Origin of the sequence: Streptosporangium sp. NPDC001681 (assembly GCF_040298085.1) — a bacterium.
Taxonomy (GTDB): domain Bacteria; phylum Actinomycetota; class Actinomycetes; order Streptosporangiales; family Streptosporangiaceae; genus Streptosporangium.
This window is the reverse complement of the sequence record NZ_JBEOZN010000003.1, coordinates 1-26271: the sequence shown is the minus strand read 5'-3', so window position 1 is coordinate 26271 and position 26271 is coordinate 1. Positions and strand designations below refer to the sequence as shown.

Genomic DNA, 26271 nt, shown 5'->3' with positions numbered 1-26271 from the left:
GCTGCCCTGCGTTGGCCGCGAGACCGCCAACGTGGAGTTTGGGAACTCCTTCGGGCGATTGCGATGACGCCGCAGCTTGTGCTCTGTTGACCCGTGCTTACCTTGCCTGGCTTGGGTCCAGCGGTCGATGCCGGGGTGGATGCTCAGGACGACCTGATCGCGATCGGGCTGCTGTAGGACACATTCTCGCCTCCCACGAACAGCAGCAGGCGCTCCGTCTCCTGCTCCAAGGCCGCCCGATCGATCGCGGACAGCGGGCGGAACGGAGTGAGGCGCAGGGTGTCGCCTTCGAGGGACCAGCTTCCGTGCACGTGGCCGTCCACGAGGAAGGTGGGCCGTACCTGTGCCTGGCCGGGCATCACGCGCTTTCGGTCCTCGTGGCTGATGATGCGGGTCCGGTCGGCGTGGCCGAGCAGGGCGTTGTCGAAGGCGGGCAGCAGTCGCACGGGCGCGGGCGTGTCGGGATCGGGCAGTTCCGCGTTGGCCAGGTCGATCAGTTCCCTGCCGTCGGGGTCGTGGTAGTGGCGCAGTTCGGCGCGCATGTCGGAGACGATCTCGCCGAGGCGGGTCAGCCCAGACCAGGCCTGTACGTCCATGGTCCCGGCTGGGCCGAATGCTGCCAGATAGCGGCGGATCAGGTCCTTGGCGGTCACCGGGGCCATGGGCTGGCCGAGCCAGGTCTCGGCGGGCGTGACGGAGACGGCCGACCGGGTACCCCAGGAGCCCCATGTGCCGGTGGCCGGGCTGTGGATGAGGGGAGCTCTGAGCTCGACCTCTCCGGCGAGGATGCGCCCGTCGCGGCCTGGGTGGTGTTCGGCCAGCCGTTGGGCCAGCTCCTTTCGCGGTGTCGTTCCGCCCGCCAGCAGTTCAAGCCCGGTGGCGACCAGCGAGGCGGTGTCCAGGCCCGCGCTGTTACGGGCAAAGTACGCCGAGCGGGCGGTGCGGTCGAGCACAGGCTGCAGCAGCGGCCGCAGCCGGCGGAAGTCGTCGGCCGCGGCGAGGTGCTGGGTGCTGCGGAGCAGGCCGGAGCGGACCACCTTCCGATCCTGCAGCAGTGTGGTGAGCTGGGAGTGGGTGAAGCCGTGGATCCTGCTCCACAGCCCGACGTAGGGCCAGTTGGGCTCTTGCGCCTGCAGCGCGACCAGGCGCCCGATCACCTCCAGCGGGGTGTGATCGGTGCGGGCCAGCAGGAACTGGCGGCCCAGCAGGGCCCGGTTCAGTGCCCTGCTCGAGAGGGTTGTCACGACAGCCGCACCGAGACATTGCCCCAGTAGGCCCCCTGGAGCAGGGACAAGAACGCCTGCGGCACGTCCTCGATCCCGCCCTTGACGACCGTCTGCGGGTAGACGAAGCGGCCCTCGACCAGCCAGGTGCTGAAGTGTTCCCGCCAGGCGGCGATCTGGTCGGGGGTGTGGTAGCAGGAGAACGGCAGCAGCTCGATGCCCCGGGCCTGGGCCGCGGCGTGATCGGGCTTGGGGAAACGCTCCGCCGCATCGCCGAGCTGGTTGGACAGTGAGCCGCACAGCGCGAAGCGGGCGCCGGGCCTGGCCGTCTGCAGCGCGGCCTGATACTGCTCGCCGCCCACGACGTCGAAGAACACCGAAATGCCCTCGGGCGCGAGCTCTCGGAGCCGGTCGGCCACCGAGCCGTCGTGATAGTCGAAGGCGGCGTGGTAGCCGAGCTCGTTCACCAGATAGTCGACCTTGGCCGGGCTGCCGGCGCTGCCGATCACCCGCGCCGCGCCCAGGCACTTGGCGATCTGCCCGGCCAGCGAGCCGACCCCGCCCGCCGCGCCGGAGACGAACACCACGTCGCCCTCGCCGACGGCCGCCACATCGGCCATCCCGTAGTAGGCGGTCGGCCCCTGACCGAGGTAGTAGCCGGGGTCCGCGATGGGATCAAGCTTGATGTACTGGGCGGCTGGGCCCGCCGAGTACTCGCTCCAGCCGGTCATCGACTGGACCAGGTCGCCAACCGCGAGCTCGGGGCTGTCGGACCGGATGACGGTGCCGATGGCGGCCACGCCCACCCGCTGGCCCGGCTGCCAGGCCGGTACCGGGATGGTGCAGTCCGCGCGCATCAACTCCAGATAGGTCGCGGCGAGCCCTACCTGGTCAGTGTGCACCAGAACCTCGCCGTCCACCTCGGTCGTGGCGACGGTGAAGTTGTCGAGTGCCGGTGCGCCGGCGATCTGCGCGGCCAGCTGGATCTCACGGGTGATCATTTCTTGGTCCTTATGTCGGTACGGCCTTCGAGATCGACTCTAAAGAGGCTTCCGGTCACTTTTTGACCGGAAGGCGGGCGAGGATGGCGGTATGGCGAACACCAGCTCACGGACCCTCAGACTGCTCTCGCTGCTGCAGACCCACCGCCACTGGCCCGGCCTGGAATTGGCCGAGCGGCTCGGGGTCTCCGAGCGGACGCTGCGCCGTGACGTTGACCGGCTGCGCGAGCTCGGCTACCCGGTCGGCGCGGCCCGGGGCACCGACGGCGGCTACCAGCTCGCGCCCGGTGCCATCCTGCCGCCGCTGCTGCTGGACGACGAGGAGGCGGTGGCCCTCGCGGTGGGCATCGGCGACGCGGCACAGAGCGGGATCGCCGGGATGCAGGAGGCGTCGCTGCGCGCGCTCACCAAGGTGGTACGGGTCCTGCCGCCCCGGCTGCGGGCCAGGGTGGACGCCCTGCGGGCGATGACCCTCTCCGTCGCCGTGTCCGGGCCGGTCGTCACGGCGGGGGTGCTCACCGCGGTCGCCCAGGCTTGCCGGGACCAGGAGCGGCTGCGGTTCGGCTACACGGCCAGAGGCTCCGCACCCACCGACCGCGAGGTCGAGCCGCACCGCGTCGTCGCACTCGGCGGACGCTGGTACCTGGTTGCCTACGACCTGTCCCGGCACGACTGGCGCAGTTTCCGCCTCGACAGGTTGATCGAGCCGACCGCGACCGGCACGCGCTTCCGGCCGCGTCCGCTCCCGGCCGAGGACGCCGCGGCCTTCGTCCAGGCAGCGAGCGACGCCCCGGCCCCGTACCAGGTCGAGGCGCTCGTCCACGCCCCCGCGACCCGGGTACGGCAGGCGGTCGGTCAGTGGGGCACCGTCGAACCGCTCGACCACGACACCTGCCGGCTCACCATGACTTCGACCTCCCTCGATTGGCCGACCCAGGCGCTGGGCAACGTGGGCGCCGAGTTCGAAGTGCTGGGACCGCCGGAGTTCGCCGCGCATGTCCAGGAGTGGGGCGCCCGCTTCCTCCGGGCCACTAGATTTAGCGCGCCCGAGAGACCGTCCCTGCCGTAGCCTGGATCGCGACGATGGCGCGGCGTCCGTAGCAGCCGGCCGAGGCGACGGAAGACGTTCTGCCAGGGGAGCCTGCGTCTATCTGCGCGACCCCCTAGTCACTCACGCCCCGTTCCGAAGATCGGATACGGGGCGTTTTGGCTGGTGGGCACTACTGGGTTCGAACCAGTGACATCTCGCTTGTAAGGCGAGCGCTCTACCGCTGAGCTAAGCGCCCGGGGTAATCCCGTTGGACAGACGGGACAACACCTTACGCCACCCGGGGGGATTTCAGCACATCGGGAGACCAGTTGGCCCCCGCGTCGGCGAAACCGGCGGCGCGCCAGCCGAGGAGGGCTGCGCCGAGCATGCCGGCTGACATGCCGAGGGCAGCCTGGCGCAGAGGTGGTGCGTCGCGGAAGGCGAGGCGTTCGCCAAGGCGCTCGGCCAGGGGAACGGAGAGGAGGGGGCCCGCCTCGGCGAGGCCGCCACCGAGGACGATGGCCGAGGGGTCCAGCAGGAGCGTGTAGGTGGCCAGGGCCAGGGAGAGCGCCTCGACCGCTTCGCCCCAGATCTCCATGGCGAGAGGATCTCCGGAGGCGGTCAGGGCTGCGACCTGCTCGGCGGTGGCGGTGACGGGCGAGGCGCTGGGGACGGTGACGGGCGAGGCGGGGGCGGGCGAAGCGGCAAGGGGAGCGGCAATGGCGGGCGACGAGGCAGTGGGCGAGGCGGTGGTGGCGGCTGAGGCGCTGGGGACGGTTTCAGGCGAGGCCGGGGCGGCGGATGCGGTGGCGCGAGCGGAGTAGCGGCGGGCTACGGCGGAGGCGGAGGCGTAGGTCTCCAGGCAGCCGATCTGGCCACAGGCACACGGCTCACCCTCCGGGAAGACCGGGATGTGGCCGATCTCGCCGCCCCAGCCGGCGCTCCCGCCGTACGGCTCGCCGTGCAGGATCACAGCGCCCGCGATGCCGGTGCCGATGGGCAGGAACAGGAAGTCGGAGAGCTCGCGACCGGCACCCAGGACACTCTCCGCGAGGCCGCCGGTGCGGACGTCGTGGCCGAGCATGACGGGGACGTCGAGCGGGACGAAATCCGTCGCGGGGACGTCCCTCCAGCCGATGTTGGCGGAGTAGCGGGCCGCATCGGCGGTGACCAGGCCGGGCACGGCGAGCCCGACGCCCGCGGGGGTGCCGCCGCCCGCGGTGGCCAGGTCGTCGATGAACGACCGGATCGTCGCGACGACGGCGGCGGGGCCCCTATCCCGTGGAGTCGCGCGACGGTCGGTGTGGATGATCTCGCCGGACCTGGTGACGAGGCCGCCCTTCATCGACGTTCCACCGACGTCAAGGGCAACAACGAAGGAGCTCATGCACCCATCCAGCGGCTCGAAGGAGCGGGACCGAGCCCGACCCTAGCGCACGGCATGCGCGCCCGGATGGGGTAGATCCACCGATATGGCGGAGATCGGAAAGGAACCCCGGCTACGGCTTCATATGCGGCTTACCGGTATCTCGGGTGATCATCGCTGGATGGGACGGTGCCGCACGCGGTGGCTTCCGTGATCTGGGTGGTTCGGCAGGCCGGTGGCGTGCCGAACCACCCAGATCACAAAAACTCCCACTCCCCGCCCTGGCCGCGCTTTTCACCTCAGCGGTGACCGGCCGCCCCGATCCCGAACACTCGCACACCACGTACGCGGACGTGACCTCACCGGGGCCCCGTCCCCAGGCGAGAACGGCCCCTCAGGGGACCCGGCGCAGCACCCTGGCCAGGGCGGCCTCCACCTCGTCGGCCAGGCCCGGGGAACAGGCGACGGCCGGTCGGCCGTCGGCGCGGGCGAGCCGCACCGAGCCGCAGGACCGGCACTCCACCTCGCCGAGCCGGCAGATGAGCGCGACGGAGCCGCATGAGGAGCACGTGTCGAGCTCGACTTCATGGGTGCGCCGGCAGTCCGGGCAGATCAGCACCTGCGTCTCGTCGCGTACCCCGCGCGTCCACGGGCTGGCACCACGGATCGGGTCGGTCTGCCTGGCCCCGCAGGAGAAGCAGGGCATGATCGCCTCCGAGAGGTCGGACCGGCGGGCGCCACGTGAACGGGCGGTCGCCGGGTCACCGCTTAGGGAAGTTCGGCGAGCACCTTGCGGTACTCGGCGATGTCGCGGGCCTGTGAAATCGGATTCACGACACGCCAGCGGACCACGCCCTCGCCGTCGATGATGAAGGTTCCGCGCTCCGCGAAGCCCTTCTCCTCATCGAACACACCGTACGCCCGCGCGACCTGTCCGTGCGGCCAGAAGTCGGAGAGCAGCGGGAAGGTGTAGCCCTTCTGATCCGCCCACGCGCGGTGAGCGAAGATGGAGTCAATCGAGATGGTGAGAACTTCAACGTCTTCGGGCGTGTCGGCCATGAACTCGTCGCGGATGGCGTCGAGTTCGCCGCCGCAGACGCCGGTGAACGCGAGAGGATAGAAGATCAGCACGATCTTTTTGCCCCGGTGGTCGGAAAGCTTGACCGGGGTGCCGTGCTGGTCGCTCAGCTCGAAGCCCGGAGCCTGGGTACCCACCTCGATCGCCATGGCCGGGGTTCCTTTCGTCGCATGAGGCATGCGTCATCATCCTGCCGTACGGCTCGCGCGAGCCGTACGGCAGGGCGGACCCTTAGCGGCGCGCCTTGGGCGTCGCCAGACGCGTCCCCGACCAGTCGGGGGCCGCACTGATGCTGCTGGTCTGCGAGAGACCCGCAGTGGTGGCGTCTTCCCCGATGTCGCTCGGCTCCACGTGCCCGTCCCGGCCGGCTTTGGGAGTGAGCAGCCAGATCTGGCCACCATCGGTGAGGTTGGTCACCACGCTGCTCAGGGCGTCGAACAGATCACCGTCACCGTCACGCCACCAGAGCAGCACGACGTCGACGACGTCCTCGAAGTCTTCATCGACCAGCTCGTTACCGGTCAGCTCCTCGACGGAGTCGCGCAGATCGTCGTCAGCGTCCTCGTCCCATCCGACCTCCTGCACCACCTGACCCTGCTTGAGGCCGAGTCGTTCGGCCAGGCCGCGTTCGCCCTGGGCCTGACCCGCGGTCGCGCTCACGTTTGTCCCTCCTGCTTGGATGGCCCCGCAATCACACGGTGCTCAAAGTGCTTCGGCACAGTCCACACGCTGTGACCCTTAGTCGTCAACGGTCGCCACGGCAACGACTGGGCTACGTATGAATTAGTCCGACAAAAATGACAAACGGACCTGGCGTTCCAGATTGTCGACGTTGAGATCCACCACGGCGATGGACTGCCAGGTTCCCAGCGCGAGCCGCCCCGACAGGACCGGGACGGTGGCGTACGGCGGAATGAGGGCGGGCATGACATGCGACCGTCCATGCCCTCTTGAGCCGTGCGCATGCTTCCATCTGTCATCGGCGGGAAGCAGAGCCTCCAGCGCCACGAGCAGATCGTCGTCACTGCCTGAGCCCAGCTCCAGCAGCGCGACCCCGGCGGTCGCGTGGGGCACGAAGACGTTCAACAGACCGTCGCCCCCACATGACCGGACGAAGCTCTCGCACTCGGAGGTGATGTCGTGCACCCGCTCCCGGGAACCCGTTACCACCTCGATCGTCTGAGATCTCACATACCGATCCTACGATCCATCGTGAGCTGCGCTGACGACCGCACCCGGCGCGGAGCGCATCAGGCGCCCCATCCGTCACGCGCCCGCACTGGGTAGATCACCTTATACGGGACGCTCCAGCTCTCCATGGGCGTACGAAAGGGGCGCGGAGGGCACTAAGAGGGAGCGCCACTCGTTACATATATGCAAGGTTTCAGTCGCTCCTCTCAGCCCTGGGAGCCCTCCTCGCGTGAGGGTTCCGGACCCGGCCAGCCGGCGGGACCCGGATTCACAGGGAGGGGACCTGTAAAAAAGAGGGAACCTCGATGTAACCTTTGACGGCAATTCGTCCTACCATCGGTGGTCTAGGCCACTTATGTACCCCTGCCAGCAGGGATCTCCTGGTTACCGGTAAGTAGAGATGCACTTTCCGGGGTAAGCGACCAGGATGGAAGACGACCTACACCAGACAAAAGTCCATCCTCGGAAGGCGAGACCCAGTGGCTTCCGGACGCCAGCGTTTCTCGATCATCAGCGACGGCCTACCCAGCCAGCTTCCTGATGTCGACCCCAGTGAGACCCAGGAGTGGCTCGAGTCGCTCGACAACGTCATCAAGACGGAAGGTCGCACTCGTGCTCGTTACCTGATGCTTCGGCTGTTGGAACGGGCTCGCGAGCATCAGGTCGGTGTGCCCGGCCTACGTAGCACCGACTACATCAACACCATCCCGCCGGAGCGTGAACCCTGGTTCCCAGGCGACGAGTACGTCGAGCGCCGGATCCGCGCCTACACGCGCTGGAACGCGGCGGTCATGGTGACCCGGGCCAATGCCCGCACCAACGTCGGCGGGCACATCGCCACCTACGCCTCGGCCGCGTCGCTCTACGAGGTGGGTTTCAACCACTTCTTCCGCGGCAAGGACCACGGCGAGTCCGGAGACCAGGTCTTCTTCCAGGGCCACGCCGCACCTGGCATCTACGCCCGCGCCTTCCTTGAGGGCCGCCTCAACGAGGCCCAGCTCGACGCCTTCCGCCAGGAGCTCTCGCACGGTTTCAAGGGCCTGCCCTCCTATCCGCACCCCCGCCTGATGCCCGACTTCTGGGAGTTCCCCACGGTCTCCATGGGTCTCGGCCCGATCGGGGCGATCTACCAGGCCCGGTTCAACCGCTACCTGCTGAACCGGAAGATCAAGGACACCAGCCGGAGCCACGTCTGGTGCTACCTCGGTGACGGCGAGATGGACGAGCCCGAGTCGCTCGGCGCGATCGGCCTGGCGGCCCGCGAGGAGCTCGACAACCTCACCTTCGTCATCAACTGCAACCTGCAGCGTCTCGACGGCCCGGTACGCGGCAACGGAAAGATCATCCAGGAGCTGGAGTCCTACTTCCGCGGCGCCGGCTGGAACGTCATCAAGGTCGTCTGGGGCCGTGACTGGGACCCGCTGCTGGCGGCCGATGTCGACGGCGTGCTGGTCAACAAGATGAACACCGTCCCCGACGGCCAGTTCCAGACCTACTCCGTCGAGTCCGGCGAGTACATCCGCGAGAACTTCTTCGGCGACGACCCGCGCCTGCGCAAGATGGTCGAGCACCTGTCGGACGAGGACATCCGCAAGCTGTCGCGTGGCGGCCACGACTACCGCAAGGTGTACGCGGCCTACAAGTCGGCTCGCGAGCACGTCGGCCAGCCGACCGTCATCCTCGCCCAGACCATCAAGGGCTGGACCCTCGGCAAGGACTTCGAGGCGCGCAACGCGACGCACCAGATGAAGAAGCTGTCCAAGGCCGACCTGAAGGAGTTCCGCGACCGGCTCTACCTGCCGATCCCCGACTCCGCCCTCGAGGCCGACCTTCCCCCGTACTTCCACCCGGGCGAGAACGACCCCGAGATCCAGTACATGAAGGAGCGGCGCGCGGCTCTGGGCGGTTTCCTGCCCAAGCGCGTGATGCGCGCCAAGCCGGTCAAACTTCCCGGCGACGCCGCCTACGCGCAGCTGAAGAAGGGCTCCGGAAAGCAGAACGTCGCCACCACCATGGCGTTCGTCCGCCTGCTCAAGGACCTCATGCGCGACAAGGAGATCGGCCACCGGTTCGTGCCGATCATCCCTGACGAGGCGCGTACCTTCGGTCTCGACGCGATCTTCCCGACGGCGAAGATCTACTCGCCGCACGGCCAGACCTACGAGGCGGTCGACCGCGAGCTGCTGCTGTCGTACAAGGAGTCGACCGAGGGTCAGATCCTGCACGAGGGCATCAGCGAGTCGGGCTCGATGGCCTCCACGATCGCGGTCGGCTCGTCGTACGCCACGCACGGCGAGCACATGATCCCGATCTACATCTTCTACTCGATGTTCGGCTGGCAGCGCACCGCCGACCAGATGTGGCAGCTCGCCGACCAGATGGGCCGCGGCTTCCTGCTCGGCGCCACCGCCGGCCGCACCACGCTGAACGGCGAGGGCCTGCAGCACGAGGACGGCCACACCCCGCTGATCGCCTCGACGAACCCGGCGGCGGTCTCCTACGACCCGTCGTGGGGGTTCGAGGTGGCCCACATCGTCAAGGACGGTCTGCGGAGGATGTACGGCGACCAACCGGAGAACGTCTTCTACTACCTGACCGTCTACAACGAGCCCTACCTCCAGCCCGCCGAGCCCGCGGACCTGGACGTGGCGGGCCTGCTCAAGGGTCTGTACAGGTTCGCCCCGGCTCCGGCCGTCTCGGGCCCGAGGGCCAACATCCTGGCGTCCGGTGTGGCCGGGCCGTGGGCCGTGGAGGCCCAGCGGATGCTGGCCGAGGACTGGGGGGTGGCGGCCGAGGTCTGGTCGGCCACCTCCTGGACGGAGCTGCGCCGCGACGCGCTCGCCGCCGAGGAGCACAACCTGCTCAACCCCGAGGCGGACAAGCGCGTGCCGTACGTCACGCAGGCGCTGTCGAAGGCCCAGGGGCCGTTCGTGGGCGTGAGCGACTACATGCGGGCGGTCCAGGACCAGATCGCCCAGTGGGTTCCCGGTGACTGGAGCTCGCTCGGCACCGACGGCTTCGGCCTGTCGGACACCCGGTCGGCGCTGCGCCGCCACTTCCACGTCGACGCGGCCTCGATCACCCTGGCCGTGCTCACCCAGCTGGTCGAGCGCGGTGAGCTCGACCCCGAGGTGCTGGGCGACGCCATCTCCATGTACCACTTGAAGAACGGCGTGACCGAGGCCGGGGGCGCCGAGAGCAACGACACCCAGTCCATGGGCGTGTGATCCTTTCCGGGCGGGTTCTCCTTTTCCATGGGGGCCCGCCCGGTTAGGGTGGAATCGCTTCCCCCGGCGAACGATTTCAGGGGGAGCTTTTTCATGGCAAGAATCCTTAGGGCGGCCGCGACGGTCGCGGCCCTGTCAACCGCGCTCGCCGCCTGCGGCAGCGGCGGCGAAGGAAACAGTGTCGCCGCGGGCACCTCCGCGCCGACCGCCACCACGCCGACGGCCGCGCCCTCGGGAACGATCGCCTGGGGCCCGTGCACCGACATCAAGCGACCCGGCGGCCAGCCTCCCGCGCAGTCCGAACGCGCGCAGCAGTGCGGGAAACTCAAGGTCCCGCTCGACTACGCCAAACCTGACGGCGACTCCATCGACATGGCCGTCATCCGCGTCAGAGCCTCGGGTCCCGGCAAGCGAATCGGCTCGCTGGTCTTCAACTTCGGCGGTCCCGGCGCCTCGGGCGTCGACACCCTGGCCCAGGCCGCCAAGGCCTTCACCACTCTGAACCGCCACTACGACCTGGTCAGCTTCGACCCCCGCGGAGTCGGCCGCAGTTCGGGCGTCCGGTGCGGCGGCAACGCGATGATGGACAAGTACACCTCGATGAACACCCTGCCCACCAACGACGCCGATCGCGCCGAGATCCGGCAGACCACCAAGGAGTTCGTGACGGCCTGCGGGCAGACCTCGGGCAAGCTGCTGCCCTATGTCGGCACGGTGAACGCCGCCGCGGACATGGACCGCCTCCGCGAGGCCCTGGGCGAGGAGAAACTGAACTACTTCGGCATCTCGTACGGGACGCAACTCGGCGCGGTCTACGCGACCAGGTTCCCGAAGAACGTGGGCCGGTTCGTGCTGGACGCCCCGCTGGACCCGAGCGTGTCCCTGGCCGATCGCACGATGGTCCAGACGAAGGGCTTCCAGCACGCCTACAACGCCTTCCTCAAGGATTGCGTGAAGGAACCCCGCCAGTGTGAGATCGGCACCGACGTGACCCTCGCCAACAAGAACGTCGTGAAACTCATGGACGACCTGAAGGACACCCCGCTCGAGGTCGGCGACCGTACCCTGACGCAGGGACTGACGGGCACCGGCATCGCCGCCGCGCTGTACTCGGAGATGACCTGGCCGCTGCTCGACCAGGCGCTGGGCCAGGCGATCAAGGGGGACGGACGGATCATGCTGGCGCTGGCCGACAGCTACAACGGTCGCCTGCCCGACGGCAGCTACACGACGCTCATGAGCAGCTTCCCGGCGATCAGTTGCGTCGACACCGCGGAACGACCCACTCCCGGGGAACTGGCCACGGTCGAGGCCGAGACGATGAGGGTCTCCCCGCTGTTCGGCGGCAGCGGGATGGGCCTGACCTGCTCGATGTGGCCGGTTCCCGGCAGCGACGAGGCCAGGCGGGTCAACGCCACGGGCTCGGCCCCGATCGTGGTGATCGGCGGCACCGGCGACCCCGCCACCCCGTACGAGTGGGCTCCGAAGCTGACCTCGGAACTCAGGACCGGCGTGCTGGTGACCTACAAGGGCGAGGGACACGGCGCCTACCTGTCCGGTGACGCCTGCATCGCGAAGGTGACCGACGCCTACCTGATCGACGGGAAGGTTCCCGCGAAGGGGATCACCTGCTCGAACCCCTGACGTGACCTTCCCCTGGCCCCTCTGCCCACCCAGGTCATCCTGGCGACGCCTCCCCGCGTTGCCAGGAGTCACCTGACCACTCGCGGGAGAGGGTCTAGCAGGTCTCCAGGCGGGGCAGCGCGGTCTCGAAGCGGAAGTCGACCCTGCCCAGGTGGCTTTTGAGCAGGTGTGCCAGGGTTCCGTCCGCGTACATGGACGTGATCACTTCGTTGATCTTCCGACAGGCCACCGGATCGCCGGTTCGAAGTGCCACACCGTACCGTTCCGAGGTGAGCCTGACTCCGACGATCTTGACCTTGACGCCGCGCAGGCGGGCGCCGAAGCCGGCGATCAGCAGGTCGTCGCCGACCATGGCGTCGGCGCTGCCGTCGCCCACCTGGGACGCGCACTGGGCGGGATCACCTTCTGTGGGGACGAAGCCAACACCTCTACCACGGATGATCGTGCCCGTGGTCTGCCCGGGTGACAGGCAGATCCTCTTGCCTCGCAGGTCCTTCAGCTTGTCGATCTTCGCATCGGCAAGGACGAGCACGTCGCGGTGGGCGACGTAGTACGGCCCGGCGAAGGCGACCCGGCTGCGGTCGGCATCGTCGATCGAGAGGTTGGAGATCACCAGGTCGACCTTGCCCTTCTCGACCCACTCCTCCCTGTCCGAGTAGCCCACGGGCACGAATCTGAGACCGCCTTCGGGCACCGCCAGGGCCTTCGCCAGGTAGGCGGCCACATCGGCCTCGAACCCGCGCGGCGGGTCGTCGCCCAGTGAGATCCCCGGCAGGCCGCCGCGGTAGCCCACCCGGAGCCTGCCGGTGGCCTTGATCCGATCGAGCAGTGGTGAGCCCGTGGAGACCTTCGTGACCTCGGCCGCGACCGAGGGGGTCGATGACGGCGGACGGGTGGGCTCGGCCCGCCCGCCGGGCGGGAAACCGAACTGGACGGCCAGGAAGGCGCCGACCCCGCCGAGGACGGCGATCCCGCCGGCGATCGCGGCCCGCCTCCGGGTGCGCCTGACCGGCCCCTCCGGCCGCGTCAGATCCACTGTGGCGGCCTGCACGCCCTCGGCCAGCACCTCCTCGGATGCCTCCGCCTCGTCCACCGGGTGGCCGAGCAGGCGTTTCAACAGCACGTCCGAGGTGGGCCTGAGCTTCTGGTCCTTGTTCAGGCAGGCGGCGACGAGCTCACGCAGCCCGTCGGGCAGGGCGCTCAGGTCGGCCTCGTGGTTGATGACACGGTTGAGCGTCGCCACGATCGTGTCGCTCCCGAAAGGGGCCTTTCCGGTGGCGGTGAAGACGATGGTCGAGCCCCAGGCGAACACGTCGGCGGGGAACCCCACCCGCTCTCCGGCGATCTGCTCGGGCGCCATGTAGGCGGGGGTGCCGACCGCGCGGGTGGTGATCGTCCCGCTCTCGTCAATGATCTTCGCGATGCCGAAGTCGACCACCCGGGGGCCGTCCGTGGCGAGCATGACGTTGTCGGGCTTGAAATCCCGGTGCGCGATGCCCGCGTGGTGGATCGCGGTCAGCGCGGTGGCGGTGCCGATGGCCAGGCGCTCCAGTGCCTCACCGGACAGCGGTCCGTCGCGTTCGACGACCTGGCGCAGCGACGGGCCCTCGATCAGCTCGCTCGCGATGTAGGGCGTCTCACCGTCGAGGTCGGCGTCGAGCACCTGGGCGGTGCAGAAGGGGGACACCCGGCGAGCCGCCGCCAGCTCGCGGGCGAAGCGGGCACGCGCGTGGACCTCCTCGGTGAAGCGCACATGCAGCAGCTTGATGGCGGCGCGCTCGCCGCCCTCGGACTCGCCGAGGTAGACGACCCCCTGACCGCCCTCCCCCAGCCTGCCCCTGAGCGAGTACTCCCCCAGTCGCGGCGGATCCCCCGGCCGCAACGGTCTGATCTCCGGCACCGCGGACCCCTCGTTCCCTGTGCTTTGCCAGAACATTACACATCGGACGGGGAATGATCACCCTTCTTCGCCGGGCCGACCGGACGCGATCTCCCATGTGTGCGCAACGGTGATTCTCACCATGGCTCCATACCGCGGTTGAACCGACAAAACAGCATCGATAGCCTAGGCCAACGCATCTCATTGGAGCTCGATGGCCCAACCACCAAAACACCCGCAGGCCGCATCACAGGATCTTCCCGGCAGGCCACCCGCCAAGCCTTCGGGGTTCAAGGCTTCCAGGGCGGTCACCATCACCGGGATCAGCGTCGTCTCAATGCTTCTGGTCAGTTCCTGCTCCACGCAGCGGGACTACAAGGAGGTGGGCGCCGAGTGCGTCGATCTCAACAGCCGCCAGCCGGACGGCACGTACCGGGTGGTGGACGAGGACCTCTGCGACGACAGCCGCTACCGCGGGTCACGGGGCGCCTACGGCTGGTACTACGGCGGCGTCAGGAGCGGCGCCCGCATCCGGCAGGGGACCACGCTGCGCCCCTCGGACGTCAAAATCACCAGCGGTAAGGGCACCGTGATCCAGCGGGGCGGCTTCGGCGGGCGCAGTGGGTCGGGTAGCGGGAGCTGATCCGGCACAGATGAGACGCGAGACCTCGCTCCCCCGCGCCGACTGGGAGAGCATCATCGAAGGCCACGGCCTGGCCTACCACCGCTCGGCACACCCCGAAGGTCTCACCCGCCCGTACTGGGACGAGACCGTGCAGTACGTCTTCTCCATGGACGAGATCCTGGACCTGGAGAACCAGGTCGAGGATCTGCACCGGATGTGCCTGCACGCCGTGGAGCACGTCATCGAGAAGAACCGCTACGCCGACTTCGCGATTCCGGACTGGGTGGCCCCGGAGATCGCCGCCTCCTGGGAGCGGAACGACCCGCACCTGTTCGGCCGGTTCGACCTGCGCTACGACGGGACCGGTCCGGCCAAGATGCTGGAGTACAACGCCGACACCCCCACCAGCCTGCTGGAGAGCTCGGTGGTGCAGTGGTTCTGGCTGCGTGACCGCTACCCCGACGACGACCAGTGGAACTCCATCCACGAACGACTGATCGCCAGGTGGCAGCAGATCTCGACCGGCCTGCCCACCGGCCCCACGCACTTCGCCTGGACCAACATGGACACCTCGGGCGAGGAGGCGATGACCCTCGCCTACCTGCAGGAGACCGCCGACCAGGCCGGCCTCAAGACCGTCGCGGTGGCCATGGAGGACATCGGCTGGGACGACCTCAACCTCCGCTTCGTCGACATGGAGCGCCGGGTGATCCGCTCGCTCTGCAAGCTGTACCCGTGGGAGTGGGCGGTCGCCGATCCGTTCGGCACACGGGCGGTGCGCCAGCAGGTCTCGATGACCTGGATCGAGCCGCTGTGGAAGATGCTGCTGTCCAACAAGGCGCTGCTCGCGGTGCTCTGGGAGCTGTATCCGGACCACCAGAACCTGCTGCCCGCCTATCTCGACGGCCCCCGCGACATGTCCTCGTACATCGCCAAGCCGCTGCTCGGCCGCGAGGGCGCGAGCATGCGGATCGTCACCCCCGGCGAGCGCGTCGAGACCTCGGGCGGCTACGGCGCCGAAGGGTACGTCTACCAGGAGTTCCAGGCGCTGCCCGTCTTCGACGGCTGGCGCCCCGTGCTCGGCGCCTGGATGGTCCACGACGAGGCGGCGGGTGTCGGCATCCGCGAGACCTCAGGGTTCATCACCGACGACACATCGTCATTCGTTCCGCACCGCATCGAGCTCTGAGTCCTGGAAAGAGAATCAAGCCATGAGTCCCACCCCCACCCCGGCCGTGACGCTCCTGCCCCCCGCGACCGGCGGCGAGGCGCTCTCCCTCGCCGAAATCCTCGGGCGCGGCGCGCTCGCGATCGCCTCCTACGCCGCCCTCGGCGTGATCCTGCTGATCATCGGCTTCTACGTGATCGACATGGCCATTCCCGGCAAGCTCAGCCGGCTGATCAAGGAGGAGCGCAACCCCAACGCCACGCTGCTGGCCTGCTGTGGGCTGGCCGCCGTCGGGCTGATCGTCGCGGCCTCCATCTGGTCCTCCGGTGGCGCCCTGCAGGAGGGCCTGCTCGCGACGCTGGTCTTCGGCCTGGTCGGCATCGCCGTACAGACCGTGGCGATGATCGCGTTCGACAGGGTGGCGGGAATCTCGGTGCGCGCTCTGGTCAAGGAGCCGGAGCTCCAGCCTGGCGCCCGGCTGCTGGCGGTCACCCACCTGGCCATCGGACTGATCACCGCCGTCGCGGTCGTCTGAGCGCGGTCGCGTCCACCACGGGGGACCCGGTCGTACCGGACGTACAAGATCGAGGGGCGTGCGCTGTCGGGGACCATGGCCGGTGCATCTCCGACGACCTGGCACTCTTAGTGGCGTGAGGGAACGGAGCGAGCGAGCGGTCAGGCACAGCGACGTCGTGACCGGGTCGGACGGGAGGGATCTCGATCCCGACCGGGTCAGGGAGGACACCACGCGCCGGCTTGAACGGGCCATGGGCACGTTGAGCACGGCCGCCATGTCCCGGATGGACGACCGGCTGATGTGGTTTCGCGCACTTTCCGCAGAGGACAGGTCCTGGGTCGGGCTGGTCGCCCAGGCCGGGATCGCCGCCTTCGTGGAGTGGTTCCAGCACGCCGGCGAGGGCCGCCCGACGCCCAGCATCGAGTTCTTCGGCACCGCGCCCAGGGAGCTGAAGCGGTCCATCTCGCTGCAGCAGACGGTCGACATCGTGCGGGTCGTGGTCGAGGTGGTCGAGGCACAGACCGAGGAACTGGCGGCGCCCGGCGGCGATGACCAGCTCCAGCAGGCGATGCTCCGCTACACCCGCGATGTCGCGTTCGCCGCCGCGCAGGTGTACGCGCGGGAGGCCGAGGCGCGCGGCGCCTGGGACGCGCGGCTGGAGGCGCTGATCGTGGACGCCCTGGTCAGGGGGGAGGTCGACGACGGCCTGCACTCCTGGGCCGCCGCGCTCGGCTGGACCTCCACCCCCGTCGTGGTGCTGGCGGGACAGACGCCCGACGACGACCCGCAGGCGGTGATAGACGCATTGCGCGATCGGGGCCGCAGGTCCGGCCTGGACATGCTGGCCGGGGTGCAGGGCGACCGGCTGATCGTGATCGTGGGCGGCGCGGACAGCGTCGCCGCCGCGGCCAGGCATGTGGTGCCGCGTTTCGGAAACGGGCCGATCGTGATCGGGCCCGAGGTCGCGGACCTGCACTCGGCCGCCAGATCCGCGCGGGCGGCGATGGCGGGGCTGCGGGCGGCCGCGGGGTGGCCGGACGCGCCCAGGCCGGTCCACGCCGAGGATCTGCTGGCCGAGCGGGCCCTCGACGGTGACGCCGACGCCAGGGCGCAGCTGATCGAGAACGTCTACCAGCCACTGATCGGCACGCCACTGCTCGACACCCTGGCGACCTACCTGGAACAGGGCACCTCCCTGGAGGCGACGGCCAGGCTGCTGTTCGTCCACCCGAACACGGTGCGCTACCGTCTGCGTAAGATCACCGAGCTGACCGGCTACCAGCCGACGGAGGGGCGATCCGCCTTCACTCTGCAGGTGGGGCTGATCCTCGGACGCCTATCGGAAACGCCGGTGACATAGCAGGCTTTACTTAACTTCCACGAAACCCCCACTGTAGGTTCCCTACAAAAAAGTGGGGACAAACTTCGTCTGGATCTCTATCCGAGTATTGAACCTCTACAGGGCAGGCTGGATTTCGTGCTCGTCATCGTCGCTCCGGGCCAGGGTGCCCAGACTCCAGGCTTCCTCAGTCCATGGCTCGAACTACCGGGCCTGGCCGACCGGCTGACCGCTTGGTCGGAGTTGGCCGGACTCGATCTGATCGCCTACGGGACCATCGCCGACGCGGACGAGATCCGTGACACCGCCGTCGCGCAGCCCCTGCTCGTGGCCGCCGGACTGGCCATCGCCGAGGTCCTGGGGGCCTCTCCCGACATCGTCGCCGGGCACAGCGTGGGCGAGTTCACCGCCGCCACCCTGGCCGGGGTGCTCACGCCCGAACAGGCCCTCGGCCTCGTCCGCGAGCGCGGCCAGGCCATGGCCAAGGCCGCGGCCATCGCCGAGACCGGCATGTCCGCCGTCCTCGGCGGGGTCGAGGAGGAGGTCCTCGCGGCCATCGCCGCCAACGGGCTCACTCCCGCCAACGTCAACGGCGCCGGACAGATCGTCGCCGGCGGCACGCTGGAGCAACTGGCGGCCTTCAAGGCGGAGCCGCCCGCCCGCGCCCGGGTGATCCCGCTGTCGGTCGCCGGCGCGTTCCACACCGCGCACATGGCCTCCGCCGTCGACAACCTGCGTGAGGCCGCCTCGGGCCTCACCCCGGCCGACCCCGCCGTCACCCTGCTGTCCAACAGCGACGGCGCGGCGGTCACGAGCGGCGCCGACTTCCTGGAGCGTCTGGTCACCCAGGTCGCCAACCCGGTGCGCTGGGACGCCTGCATGGCCACGATGGCCGAGCTCGGCGTCACCACCATGATCGAACTTGTCCCCGGCGGCACGCTCACCGGCCTGGCCAAGCGTGCTCTGCGCGGGGTGACGACCGTCGCCCTGAAGACCCCCGACGATCTGGAAGCCGCACGAGCCGCTCTCCAGTCGAATGAGGAGCGGTGACCGAGGTATGAAGACCCCTCAGGGTTCTCCGGGCGCGAAGATCCTGGCCTTCGGCCACTACCAGCCTGCCCAGGTGGTCACCAACGACGACCTGTCCGCGACCATGGAGACCGACGACGCCTGGATCCAGAGCCGGGTCGGCATCAAGGAGCGCCGGATCGCCCCGGACAGCGAGTCGGAGATCGACCTGGCCGTGCAGGCGGGCGGCAAGGCGCTCGCCGCGAGCGGCCTGTCGGTCTCCGACATCGACCTGGTGATCGTCGCCACCTGCACGCTGGAGACCCAGATCCCCAACGCCGCCGGCCGGGTGGCCACGCGGCTGGGCATCGACGCTCCCGGCGCGTTCGACGTCAACACCGCCTGCTCCGGCTTCTGCTACGCGCTCGCGGTCGCCAACGACGCGATCCGCGCGGGCTCGGCCACCAACGTGCTCGTCGTCGGCACCGAGAAGCTCTCCCAGTGGATCGACTGGACCGACCGCGCCACCGCGGTGATCTTCGCCGACGGCGCGGGCGCGGCGGTCGTCGGCCCCTCCGACACCCCGGGGATCGGTCCCGTGGTCTGGGGCAGCGCCGGCGACAAGTTCGACGCGATCATCATCAAGGACCGCGACTCCTTCCTGCATCAGGAGGGCCAGACCGTGTTCCGCTGGGCGACCACCGCGCTCCACCCCGTCGCCAAGGAGATCTGCGAGCGTGCCGGGGTGGATCCCGCCGACCTCGCGGCCTTCGTACCCCACCAGGCCAACCTTCGCATCATCGAGACGATCGCCCGCAAGCTCGGTGCCGAGAACGCCGTCATCGCCAAGGACATCGTCCTGGCGGGCAACACCTCGGCCGCCTCGATCCCCCTTGCCCTGTCCCGGATGATCGAACGCGGCGAGGTCCAGTCCGGCGGGCTCGCCCTGCTGCTGGGCTTCGGCGCGGGCCTGACCTATGCCGGTCAGGTCATCGAGATCCCCTAGAACTTCCGCGCGGCCCCGCCGCCCGGAAAGCCAGAAGAAAACCCATTTCAAGGAGAACACGCGACATGGCTCTGACCGAGCAGGAGATCCTCGCCGGCATTGGCAAGATCGTCAACGAGATCACCGGAATCCCGGCCTCCGAGGTCACTCCGGAGAAGAGCTTCGTCGACGACCTCGACATCGACTCGCTGTCCATGGTCGAGATCGCCGTCGCCGCCCAGGACGAGTTCGGCGTGGAGATCCCGGACGACCAGCTCAAGCACCTCAAGAACGTCAAGGACGTCATCAACTTCATCCAGAACTGAGACGTCTCGATCCTTACCCCTAAGACCAGCGATTCACAAGGAGCGCAGAACGTGAGTACAGGCCAGGTACGTGTCGTCGTCACCGGGCTCGGCGCGACGACGCCTCTCGGTGGGGACGTCGCCTCGACCTGGTCGGCGCTCCTCGCCGGTCAGTCCGGGGTACGCGACATCACCGAAGACTGGGTCGACTCCGTCCCGGTGAAGTTCGCCGCCTTCGCCGCGGTGGACCCGACCGAGGTCCTGCCCCGGCCGGAGGCCCGGCGGCTGGACCGGGCCGAGCAGTTCGCACTGGTCGCGGCCCGTGAGGCGTGGGCGCACGCCGCGATCGACAAGGTCGACCCCGAGCGGCTCGGTGTCGTCGTGGGCAGCGGTATCGGGGGCATCACCACGATCCTCGCCGCCTACGACACCTTCAAGGAGAAGGGCTGGCAACGGCTCTCACCGTTCACCGTGCCCATGCTGATGCCGAACGGCGCGGCGGGCTGGATCGGCATCGAGGTCGGCGCCCGCGCCGGCGTCCATGCCACCGTGAGCGCCTGCGCCACCGGCGCCGAGTCGATCGGGTACGCCATCGAGATGATCCGCTCCGGCCGGGCCGACGTGGTCGTGGCGGGCGGCACCGAGGCCGCCATCCACCCGCTGAACATCGGCTCCTTCGCCGCCATGCGCGCCATGTCGACCCGTAACGACGAGCCCCAGCGCGCCTCCCGGCCCTGGGACAAGGGCCGTGACGGGTTCGTCCTCGGCGAGGGCGCCGGCATCCTGGTGCTGGAGTCGGAGGAGCACGCCCGTACGCGTGGCGCCACGATCTACGCGGTGGCCGCCGGGGTCGGGTACTCGGCCGACGCACACCACATCGCCCAGCCCGAGCCGACCGGTGCCGGGGTCATGCTCGCCATGCGCCGCGCCCTGGAGAACTCCGGCCTCACGGGCGGCGACATCAAGCACGTGAACGCGCACTCCACCTCCACTCCCGCCGGCGACGTGGTGGAGACGGTCGCGATCAAGGAGGTCATCGGCGACCACCCGCTGGTCAGCGGCACCAAGTCGATGACCGGTCACCTGCTCGGCGGTGCCGGCGGCATCGAGTCCGTCTTCACGGTCCTCGCACTTCACGAGCGGCGCGCACCCGGAACGATCAACCTGGACGACCTCGACGACGGCGTCGAGGTGGACATCGTGCGCGCTGAGCCACGTGCTCTGCCCGGTGGCCAGATCGCCGCGATCAACAACTCCTTCGGGTTCGGCGGGCACGACGTCGCCGTGGCCTTCACCAGCGTCTGACAGGGAGCTCGTGGTGACTGTGCTCGACAACGGGGTGGTGAGCGAGGCCTCCGAACAGGAGCCTCTTGATCCCCGTGACCCCCAGGTGCGCCTCTCCGCTCTGCTCGACGAGGGCTCGCTCCGGCTGATCTCGCCGGTCGACCGCAGCGGCATGCTCGCCGCGACGGGCCGGGTGGAGGGCGTGCCGGTCGTCGCGTTCGTCAGCGACGCCCGCGTGCAGGGCGGTGCGATGGGCAGCGAGGGGTGCGAGCACATCGTGCACGCCTACGACGTCGCGGTCCGCGAGCGGGTCCCGATCATCGGCGTCTGGCACTCCGGCGGTGCCCGCCTCGCCGAGGGCGTCGAGTCGCTGCACGCGGTCGGCCGCGTCTTCGCCGCGATGACCCGCGCCTCAGGCGTGATCCCGCAGTTGTCCGTTGTCGTGGGCCCCGCCGCCGGCGGCGCCGCGTACGGCCCGGCGCTGACCGACATCGTGATCCTGGCCGACGAGGGCCGTATCTTCGTCACCGGTCCCGACGTGGTCCGCAGCGTCACCGGCGAGCAGATCGACATGGCCGGCCTGGGGGGCCCCGAGCCGCACAGCAAGCGCAGCGGCGTCGTCCACGTGGTCACCAAGACCGAGACGGAGGCCTACGTGCAGGCCCGCCGCCTCGCGGTGCTCCTCGGCCACCAGGGCCGGGTGCGCACCGAGGTCGAGGAGGTCGACTTCTCCGGCCTGCTGCCCGAGAACGTGCGCCGCGCCTACGATGTGAAGCCGCTCGTGGCGGGCCTGCTCGACGAGCCGGGCGTGGAGCTGCACGCCAAGTGGGCGCCCAACATCGTCACCGCCCTGGGCCGTCTCGGAGGCCGGACCGTGGGCGTGGTGGCCAACAACCCGATGCGCCTGGGCGGCTGCCTCGACTCCGCCTCGGCGGAGAAGGCCGCGCGGTTCGTCCGGATGTGCGATGCCTTCGGGGTGCCGCTGGTCGTCCTGGTCGACGTCCCCGGCTACCTGCCGGGCGTCGGACAGGAGCACGACGGTGTGGTCCGCCGCGGCGCCAAACTCCTGCACGCCTTCGCCGAGGCCTCCGTGCCGCGGATCACCCTGGTGACCAGGAAGGCGTACGGCGGCGCCTACATCGCCATGAACTCCCGCTCGCTGGGTGCGACCAAGGTGTTCGGCTGGCCGACGACCCAGATCGCGGTCATGGGTGCGGTCGCCGCGGTCCGCATCCTCAAGCGCCGCGAGCTCGCCGCCGCCCCCGAGGAGGAGCGCGCTGCCCTGGAGAGCAGGCTCGCCGAGGAGCACGAGGTCCTCGCCGGCGGTCTCGATCGGGCCATCGAGCTCGGTGTGATCGACGAGGTCATCAAGCCCGGGGAGACCCGGGGCGCCATCGCCAGGGTCCTGGCCAAGGCGACCCCCGCCCGGGGCGCGCACGGCAACATCCCACTCTGAACGTGGCTCGTCGTGCCCCCACCCGGCCCCTTCGGGTGGGGGCACCGTTGCGCACGGGGAGAGCCCGAAAAGTTTTTGATCTTGCTGTCATGGGGTGTGGCCCCCTCACACGTGGCACCCCAGCCCCTCCGCGAGGGTGTCACGCCCAGCAGGGCCCGCCAGACGACGAACTCTGTCGAACTGTTCGGTGTAGATGACGATCAGATTGGCGTGGATCATGTCAACTGCCACGAGAGTGTCAGTGCGCGATCCGAACGGTCGGTGGCGATGGCCCAGCGCTCTTTCGCCCGCTACCGCCACGGGCCGTTTCGTCGTTGCCCAAGCCTGGCCACGATGGCGCGGCCGAGTAGTCCCAGCCCAAGACCGAGTGCCCAACCGGCGATCGCGTCACTGGGCCAGTGGTAGCCCAGCGCCACCGTCGCCGCCGCGACGCCGACGGCCAGCACGTGCGCTGCGCCGACCAGGTACCGCCCGCCGTCGCCCTGCACCAGGGTGGCGCTCACCAGCAGACAGGCCGCACCCAGCGCGGCATGCCCGGAGGGAAACGACTGCCCGGCCGCGAACAGCAGATCGCCGCCCGAGCCAGGAGGCGTGCGCCCGAGCGCCTGCTTGAACAACCAGACCAGCGCGCTGGTCACAGCGAGCCACCCGCCGACAGCCGCCACCAGCAGCAGATCGCGCCGCCGCCAGGCCGCTACCACGGCCGCGATCATCACCAGGGAACCGACCAGCCAGAACTGGCCGCCGACCACGATCATCCGCCAGGCCACGTGCGGCCAGCCGGTCGCCCGCAGCCCGTCGAGGCCAAGCATCACGTGCTGATCCCAGCGCCGCAGCGGGCCGACGGCGAGCACATCGGCCGTGCTCGCCACGACGACGACCACGGCCAGGCCGCACAGTGCCGCGCTCGGCCGCCACCTCGCCAGGCCGAGCACGCCGCCACGCGGAATCCGCCACCGGCGCCTGAAAGTCATGAGTTCGAGGTGAGGCCCTTGCTGATTACCGACGAGAAGGAGGGGACGCGGCGGGCGTGCCAGGCGCGAGCCGAGACCGTCTTGGGGCGGGAACGTCATGCCTGCCGGTCTGGGTCGACTCGGACGCCGTAGCGCGCTCAACGCGCCATCCAGTGTATGGCCCGGCTTCGCTCCAGGCCCCTGGGCCCGCCGCCCCGGACGGCTATCCGGCCTCCGCCCCGAGCTCCTGGCGCGCATCGAGGCGTCCAACCCGCATGAGGCCGCGCGCAGGCCGTCCGAAGCCGAAGGGCGGGGCCCGTCAGTTGGACGGACCCCGCCCCCCGTTCCGGGCGATCGGTGGCGGACGGTGGGACCGGCCCGCTACCCGGCGTAGGTCTCGAACTCGGCGACCTTCGGCGCGCCGGTCGAGCCGGTGATCTTGAAGGTGATCTTGCTCAGTGAGGTCGCGGCGAAGGTGACGGTGCCCGCCCCGCTGCCGGATTTCAGGACGGCACCGGTGGTGCCGTTGACGAGCTGCCAGGATCCGATGCCGCCCGCGGAGCCTGACGCCTCACGGATGACGACCCTGGACACCGTCTTGGCGGAACTCCACTTGATCGAGATGTCACCGGTCGAGCCGGCCGGCGACCAGTAGGTGCTCAGGTTGCCGTCGCGCACGTTGCCGTAGCTCGTCCCGTCGGCCTTGCTGGAGCCGTCGGAACCGGCCCCGATGCTGAGGTTGGTCCCGCCGGGCGAAGGGGTGATCGTGGGCGTGGGGGTGGGAGTCGGCGTCACCGTGGGCGTGGGCGTCTGTGGCGAGCAGCTGCCGTTCGACACCCGCAGCCCCTTGTTGGCGCCCGCCGTCTGGCGGACGATGTCCGGCACGCAGCTCGCCCCGTCGAGGCTGTAGGAGTACGGGACGCTGACGGTGGTGTTGGACTGCGGGTCGGGTCCGGCGGGGGCGTTGTCGCTGCCGGGGGCCGACCAGGTCACGTTGTCGAAGATGTTGCCGGCGACCTGCCAGTAGCCGGCCTCGCTGGTGTAGAAGGTGCCCAGGACGTCCTTGGAGTCCTTGAAGTAGTTGTTCTCCACCTTGGCGCGGGCCCCGGCCCGGGAGTTGATGCCGGACTCGTGGAGATTTACGTAGGAGTTGTTGTAGATGTGGGCTATACCGCCACGCAGCAGGGGTGTGCGGGAGTCGATGTTCTCGTACAGGTTGTGGTGGAAGGTGATGAAGCCGTTCGAGCGGTCGCTCTCGCTGGACCCGATGAGCCCGCCGCGGCCGGAGTTGCGCAGGGTGCTGTAGGACAGGGTCACGTACTGGGTGTCGTCCTTCATGTCGAAGAGGCCGTCGAACCCCTCCGACTCCCCGCCCGAGGCCTCCAGGGTGACGTGGTCGACCCAGACGTTGCGGACGGTGCTCTCCATGCCGATGGCATCGCCGCCGTTGGAGGTGGGCGAGCCCGACTTCTTGACGTTGCGGACGGTGACGTTCTGGATGATGATGTTGCTGGAGTCGCGGATGTGGATGCCCAGCTGGTCGAAGACGGCCCCGTTGCCGACCCCGATGATCGTGACGTTGCTGATCTGCTTGAGTTCGATCACGCCGGCGGCGGTGTTGCAGCTTGCACCCGACACCTTGCCGGTGTTGCCGTGATTGATGGTCCCCTCAACCTCGATGATGATCGGGGTGTTGCTGCCGGCCCGGCCGCACAGGGCCGCGTGGATCTCGGTCCCCGTGGTGGCCCTCACCGTCTGCCCGCCCGCACCGCCGGTGGTCCCGCCGTTGCCGGTCGCGTAGCCGGTGGCGCCGCCGACCGCCGCCGACACCTGGATCACCGGCACAGCCACACCGACCGCGGCCGCGGAGGTGCCGAGTGCCCACCCGGACACGGCGACCGCGCCGGCGATGGCGACCGCGGCGGCCCTCCTGTCGAACCTGTTCTTCACAGCCGAACTCCTTGCTGGTCCGGCAGGCCTGGGTGACCTGCGCTCCGGATTCCCCCCAGCGAGTGCGCACCGCTCACATGTATGAACACGTCCGTGTTGGCGGACAGTCACACCATAGGAAAGCGCTTTCCAGCTGTCAATGAACCGTGAAACTTTCGTTTCGTGACCTGACGGCGAGGGGTTGCGCCGCGAAATCCCCGAGGGCCCGCACGCGCCTGCTCACAGGCCGAAGGCGCCGCCTTCGATGAGGATGAGCGCGCCGATGGCGATCAGGACCACGGGGAGCAGGATGTGGCCCCAGCGGCTGAGGGTCTTGGCGATGACCGGATGGGTGGCGAAGAACCGCCCGGCCAGGCACCACACGGCGATCAGCAGGAGGAAGACCACGACGTACACGCTCATCCCGCCGATGCCCTCGGTGGCGAAGACCGGCACGTAGACGCCGATGTTGTCGCCGCCGTTGGCGAAGGTGACCGCGGCGACCGCCGGCACGCCCGGCCCGCCGGAGGCGGCCCCGCCCTCCTTCTCGCCCTCCCCGTCGCGGTGGTTCCTCCAGGCCTGCCAGGCGGCCTTGAGACCGAGGGCGAGCGGGAGCAGGCCCAGGTAGGGGATGACCGCCTCAGGCAGGAACGTCGCCCCGAATCCGGCGGCGACGGCCACGACCAAGATGGCGGCGAAACCGAGATACTGACCGGCCACGATCCGCAGGGTCGAGCCGCGGTGTCCGGCGCCCTGGGCGAAGAACAGCGCCAGGACCAAGATGTCGTCGATGTTGGTGACGGCGAACAGGCCGGCCGCCTGGCCGATGATGCCGACGTTCATGACCGCATCGCCCCTTCGTCGGCGGGGCGGCGAGGGCCGGCGAAACGATCGCAGCTGCTGCCATGGTGGGCACGGCGGAACTCGGAGGGTGAATGCATGATCAACCTTGAGGTGTTTTCGAACGGTCAGGGCACGACGTGGTGCCGCCCGGCCCTGACCGCGGAGCGCTTCGTTCCCGGCCCCGGCGGCTCGCGACACTACCGGACGGGAGATCGCGTCC

24 protein-coding genes and 1 tRNA gene are annotated in these 26271 nt (G+C 69.3%); 12 read left to right on the top strand and 13 right to left on the bottom strand.

Going from position 1 to position 26271, the window contains the following annotated elements:
• Positions 1 to 143 precede the first annotated feature (143 nt).
• Together ABT130_RS01810 and ABT130_RS01805 are read right to left on the bottom strand one after the other, a co-directional pair.
• A complete protein-coding gene (locus ABT130_RS01810; protein ID WP_350951974.1) occupies positions 144 to 1244 on the bottom strand; it encodes a winged helix DNA-binding domain-containing protein in 1101 nt (366 codons plus the stop codon).
• On the bottom strand, positions 1241 to 2224 hold the full coding sequence (locus ABT130_RS01805; RefSeq protein ID WP_350951972.1) for a zinc-binding dehydrogenase: 984 nt from the start codon (positions 2222 to 2224) through the stop codon (positions 1241 to 1243). The genes ABT130_RS01810 and ABT130_RS01805 overlap by 4 nt, the downstream gene beginning before the upstream one ends.
• Before the next feature lie 91 nt (positions 2225 to 2315).
• On the opposite strand from ABT130_RS01805, the gene ABT130_RS01800 reads away from it, so the two are divergent.
• Positions 2316 to 3293, top strand: a complete 978-nt coding sequence (locus ABT130_RS01800; protein ID WP_350951970.1) for a helix-turn-helix transcriptional regulator — start codon at positions 2316 to 2318, stop codon at positions 3291 to 3293.
• Positions 3294 to 3435: 142 nt separating this feature from the next.
• On the opposite strand, the gene ABT130_RS01795 is transcribed toward ABT130_RS01800, so the two are convergent.
• The 6 genes from ABT130_RS01795 to ABT130_RS01770 form a co-directional block, all read right to left on the bottom strand.
• Positions 3436 to 3510: transfer RNA gene (locus ABT130_RS01795), tRNA-Val, on the bottom strand.
• A 33-nt stretch (positions 3511 to 3543) separates the two neighbouring features.
• A complete protein-coding gene (locus ABT130_RS01790) occupies positions 3544 to 4641 on the bottom strand; it encodes an ROK family protein (protein WP_350951968.1) in 1098 nt (365 codons plus the stop codon).
• Between the two features lie 373 nt (positions 4642 to 5014).
• Complete coding sequence (locus ABT130_RS01785) at positions 5015 to 5326, bottom strand: hypothetical protein (protein WP_350951966.1); 312 nt, start codon at positions 5324 to 5326, stop codon at positions 5015 to 5017.
• 62 nt (positions 5327 to 5388) lie between these two features.
• A complete protein-coding gene (locus ABT130_RS01780) occupies positions 5389 to 5847 on the bottom strand; it encodes a peroxiredoxin (protein ID WP_350951964.1) in 459 nt (152 codons plus the stop codon).
• Positions 5848 to 5929: 82 nt separating this feature from the next.
• Positions 5930 to 6358 (bottom strand): DUF3052 domain-containing protein, encoded by a 429-nt coding sequence (locus tag ABT130_RS01775; protein ID WP_030920118.1) that lies wholly within the window; start codon positions 6356 to 6358, stop codon positions 5930 to 5932.
• A gap of 123 nt (positions 6359 to 6481) precedes the next feature.
• A complete protein-coding gene (locus ABT130_RS01770) occupies positions 6482 to 6889 on the bottom strand; it encodes a secondary thiamine-phosphate synthase enzyme YjbQ (protein ID WP_350925747.1) in 408 nt (135 codons plus the stop codon).
• 479 nt (positions 6890 to 7368) lie between these two features.
• Between ABT130_RS01770 and aceE the strand changes: the two genes are divergently transcribed.
• Together aceE and ABT130_RS01760 are read left to right on the top strand one after the other, a co-directional pair.
• Complete coding sequence (aceE, locus tag ABT130_RS01765; RefSeq protein WP_350951962.1) at positions 7369 to 10116, top strand: pyruvate dehydrogenase (acetyl-transferring), homodimeric type; 2748 nt, start codon at positions 7369 to 7371, stop codon at positions 10114 to 10116.
• A gap of 93 nt (positions 10117 to 10209) precedes the next feature.
• Positions 10210 to 11760, top strand: coding sequence for an alpha/beta hydrolase (locus ABT130_RS01760; RefSeq protein ID WP_350951960.1), 1551 nt, complete (start codon positions 10210 to 10212; stop codon positions 11758 to 11760).
• Between the two features lie 94 nt (positions 11761 to 11854).
• Here the strand turns inward: ABT130_RS01760 and ABT130_RS01755 are convergent, their stop codons facing one another.
• Positions 11855 to 13660: a serine/threonine-protein kinase gene (locus ABT130_RS01755; RefSeq protein ID WP_350951959.1), complete on the bottom strand. Its 1806-nt coding sequence runs from the start codon at positions 13658 to 13660 to the stop codon at positions 11855 to 11857.
• Between the two features lie 316 nt (positions 13661 to 13976).
• Between ABT130_RS01755 and ABT130_RS01750 the strand changes: the two genes are divergently transcribed.
• The 9 genes from ABT130_RS01750 to ABT130_RS01710 all read left to right on the top strand — a co-directional run bounded on the left by ABT130_RS01750 (position 13977) and on the right by ABT130_RS01710 (position 22326).
• A complete protein-coding gene (locus ABT130_RS01750) occupies positions 13977 to 14282 on the top strand; it encodes a hypothetical protein (protein WP_350951957.1) in 306 nt (101 codons plus the stop codon).
• A 10-nt stretch (positions 14283 to 14292) separates the two neighbouring features.
• Positions 14293 to 15453, top strand: a complete 1161-nt coding sequence (locus ABT130_RS01745) for a glutathionylspermidine synthase family protein (protein WP_350925757.1) — start codon at positions 14293 to 14295, stop codon at positions 15451 to 15453.
• A gap of 22 nt (positions 15454 to 15475) precedes the next feature.
• Positions 15476 to 15967 (top strand): DUF350 domain-containing protein, encoded by a 492-nt coding sequence (locus tag ABT130_RS01740; RefSeq protein ID WP_350925759.1) that lies wholly within the window; start codon positions 15476 to 15478, stop codon positions 15965 to 15967.
• Between the two features lie 232 nt (positions 15968 to 16199).
• Entirely contained in the window at positions 16200 to 17309 is a 1110-nt protein-coding gene (locus ABT130_RS01735) for a PucR family transcriptional regulator (RefSeq protein WP_051753216.1), read from the top strand.
• 117 nt (positions 17310 to 17426) lie between these two features.
• Entirely contained in the window at positions 17427 to 18338 is a 912-nt protein-coding gene (locus ABT130_RS01730) for an ACP S-malonyltransferase (protein ID WP_350925761.1), read from the top strand.
• Positions 18339 to 18345: 7 nt separating this feature from the next.
• Positions 18346 to 19302, top strand: a complete 957-nt coding sequence (locus tag ABT130_RS01725; protein WP_350925763.1) for a beta-ketoacyl-ACP synthase III — start codon at positions 18346 to 18348, stop codon at positions 19300 to 19302.
• 65 nt (positions 19303 to 19367) lie between these two features.
• Entirely contained in the window at positions 19368 to 19607 is a 240-nt protein-coding gene (locus ABT130_RS01720; RefSeq protein ID WP_030920149.1) for an acyl carrier protein, read from the top strand.
• 51 nt (positions 19608 to 19658) lie between these two features.
• Positions 19659 to 20891, top strand: coding sequence for a beta-ketoacyl-ACP synthase II (fabF, locus tag ABT130_RS01715; protein WP_350925765.1), 1233 nt, complete (start codon positions 19659 to 19661; stop codon positions 20889 to 20891).
• Positions 20892 to 20904: 13 nt separating this feature from the next.
• Positions 20905 to 22326, top strand: a complete 1422-nt coding sequence (locus ABT130_RS01710; protein WP_350951955.1) for an acyl-CoA carboxylase subunit beta — start codon at positions 20905 to 20907, stop codon at positions 22324 to 22326.
• Between the two features lie 105 nt (positions 22327 to 22431).
• On the opposite strand, the gene ABT130_RS01705 is transcribed toward ABT130_RS01710, so the two are convergent.
• The 4 genes from ABT130_RS01705 to ABT130_RS01690 form a co-directional block, all read right to left on the bottom strand.
• Entirely contained in the window at positions 22432 to 22557 is a 126-nt protein-coding gene (locus ABT130_RS01705) for a hypothetical protein (protein ID WP_350951953.1), read from the bottom strand.
• A 59-nt stretch (positions 22558 to 22616) separates the two neighbouring features.
• Complete coding sequence (locus ABT130_RS01700; protein ID WP_350951951.1) at positions 22617 to 23300, bottom strand: phosphatase PAP2 family protein; 684 nt, start codon at positions 23298 to 23300, stop codon at positions 22617 to 22619.
• 360 nt (positions 23301 to 23660) lie between these two features.
• Positions 23661 to 25130 carry a pectate lyase family protein gene (locus ABT130_RS01695; RefSeq protein ID WP_451936297.1) on the bottom strand — a complete coding sequence of 490 codons (1470 nt, stop codon included), beginning with the start codon at positions 25128 to 25130 and terminating at the stop codon, positions 23661 to 23663.
• A gap of 318 nt (positions 25131 to 25448) precedes the next feature.
• Positions 25449 to 26051 (bottom strand): cadmium resistance transporter, encoded by a 603-nt coding sequence (locus ABT130_RS01690; protein WP_350951949.1) that lies wholly within the window; start codon positions 26049 to 26051, stop codon positions 25449 to 25451.
• Between the last annotated feature and the right edge of the window lie 220 nt (positions 26052 to 26271).

Coding starts and splice junctions, on each gene's coding strand:
- ABT130_RS01800 (WP_350951970.1), top strand. CDS start 2,316: ATGGCGAACACCAGCTCACGGACCCTCAGACTGCTCTCGCTGCTGCAG.
- ABT130_RS01740 (WP_350925759.1), top strand. CDS start 15,476: ATGAGTCCCACCCCCACCCCGGCCGTGACGCTCCTGCCCCCCGCGACC.
- ABT130_RS01780 (WP_350951964.1), bottom strand. CDS start 5,847: ATGGCGATCGAGGTGGGTACCCAGGCTCCGGGCTTCGAGCTGAGCGAC.
- ABT130_RS01690 (WP_350951949.1), bottom strand. CDS start 26,051: ATGAACGTCGGCATCATCGGCCAGGCGGCCGGCCTGTTCGCCGTCACC.
- ABT130_RS01720 (WP_030920149.1), top strand. CDS start 19,368: ATGGCTCTGACCGAGCAGGAGATCCTCGCCGGCATTGGCAAGATCGTC.
- ABT130_RS01790 (WP_350951968.1), bottom strand. CDS start 4,641: ATGAGCTCCTTCGTTGTTGCCCTTGACGTCGGTGGAACGTCGATGAAG.
- ABT130_RS01745 (WP_350925757.1), top strand. CDS start 14,293: ATGAGACGCGAGACCTCGCTCCCCCGCGCCGACTGGGAGAGCATCATC.
- ABT130_RS01725 (WP_350925763.1), top strand. CDS start 18,346: ATGAAGACCCCTCAGGGTTCTCCGGGCGCGAAGATCCTGGCCTTCGGC.
- ABT130_RS01785 (WP_350951966.1), bottom strand. CDS start 5,326: ATGCCCTGCTTCTCCTGCGGGGCCAGGCAGACCGACCCGATCCGTGGT.
- ABT130_RS01805 (WP_350951972.1), bottom strand. CDS start 2,224: ATGATCACCCGTGAGATCCAGCTGGCCGCGCAGATCGCCGGCGCACCG.
- ABT130_RS01760 (WP_350951960.1), top strand. CDS start 10,210: ATGGCAAGAATCCTTAGGGCGGCCGCGACGGTCGCGGCCCTGTCAACC.
- ABT130_RS01750 (WP_350951957.1), top strand. CDS start 13,977: ATGCTTCTGGTCAGTTCCTGCTCCACGCAGCGGGACTACAAGGAGGTG.
- ABT130_RS01700 (WP_350951951.1), bottom strand. CDS start 23,300: ATGACTTTCAGGCGCCGGTGGCGGATTCCGCGTGGCGGCGTGCTCGGC.
- ABT130_RS01735 (WP_051753216.1), top strand. CDS start 16,200: ATGGGCACGTTGAGCACGGCCGCCATGTCCCGGATGGACGACCGGCTG.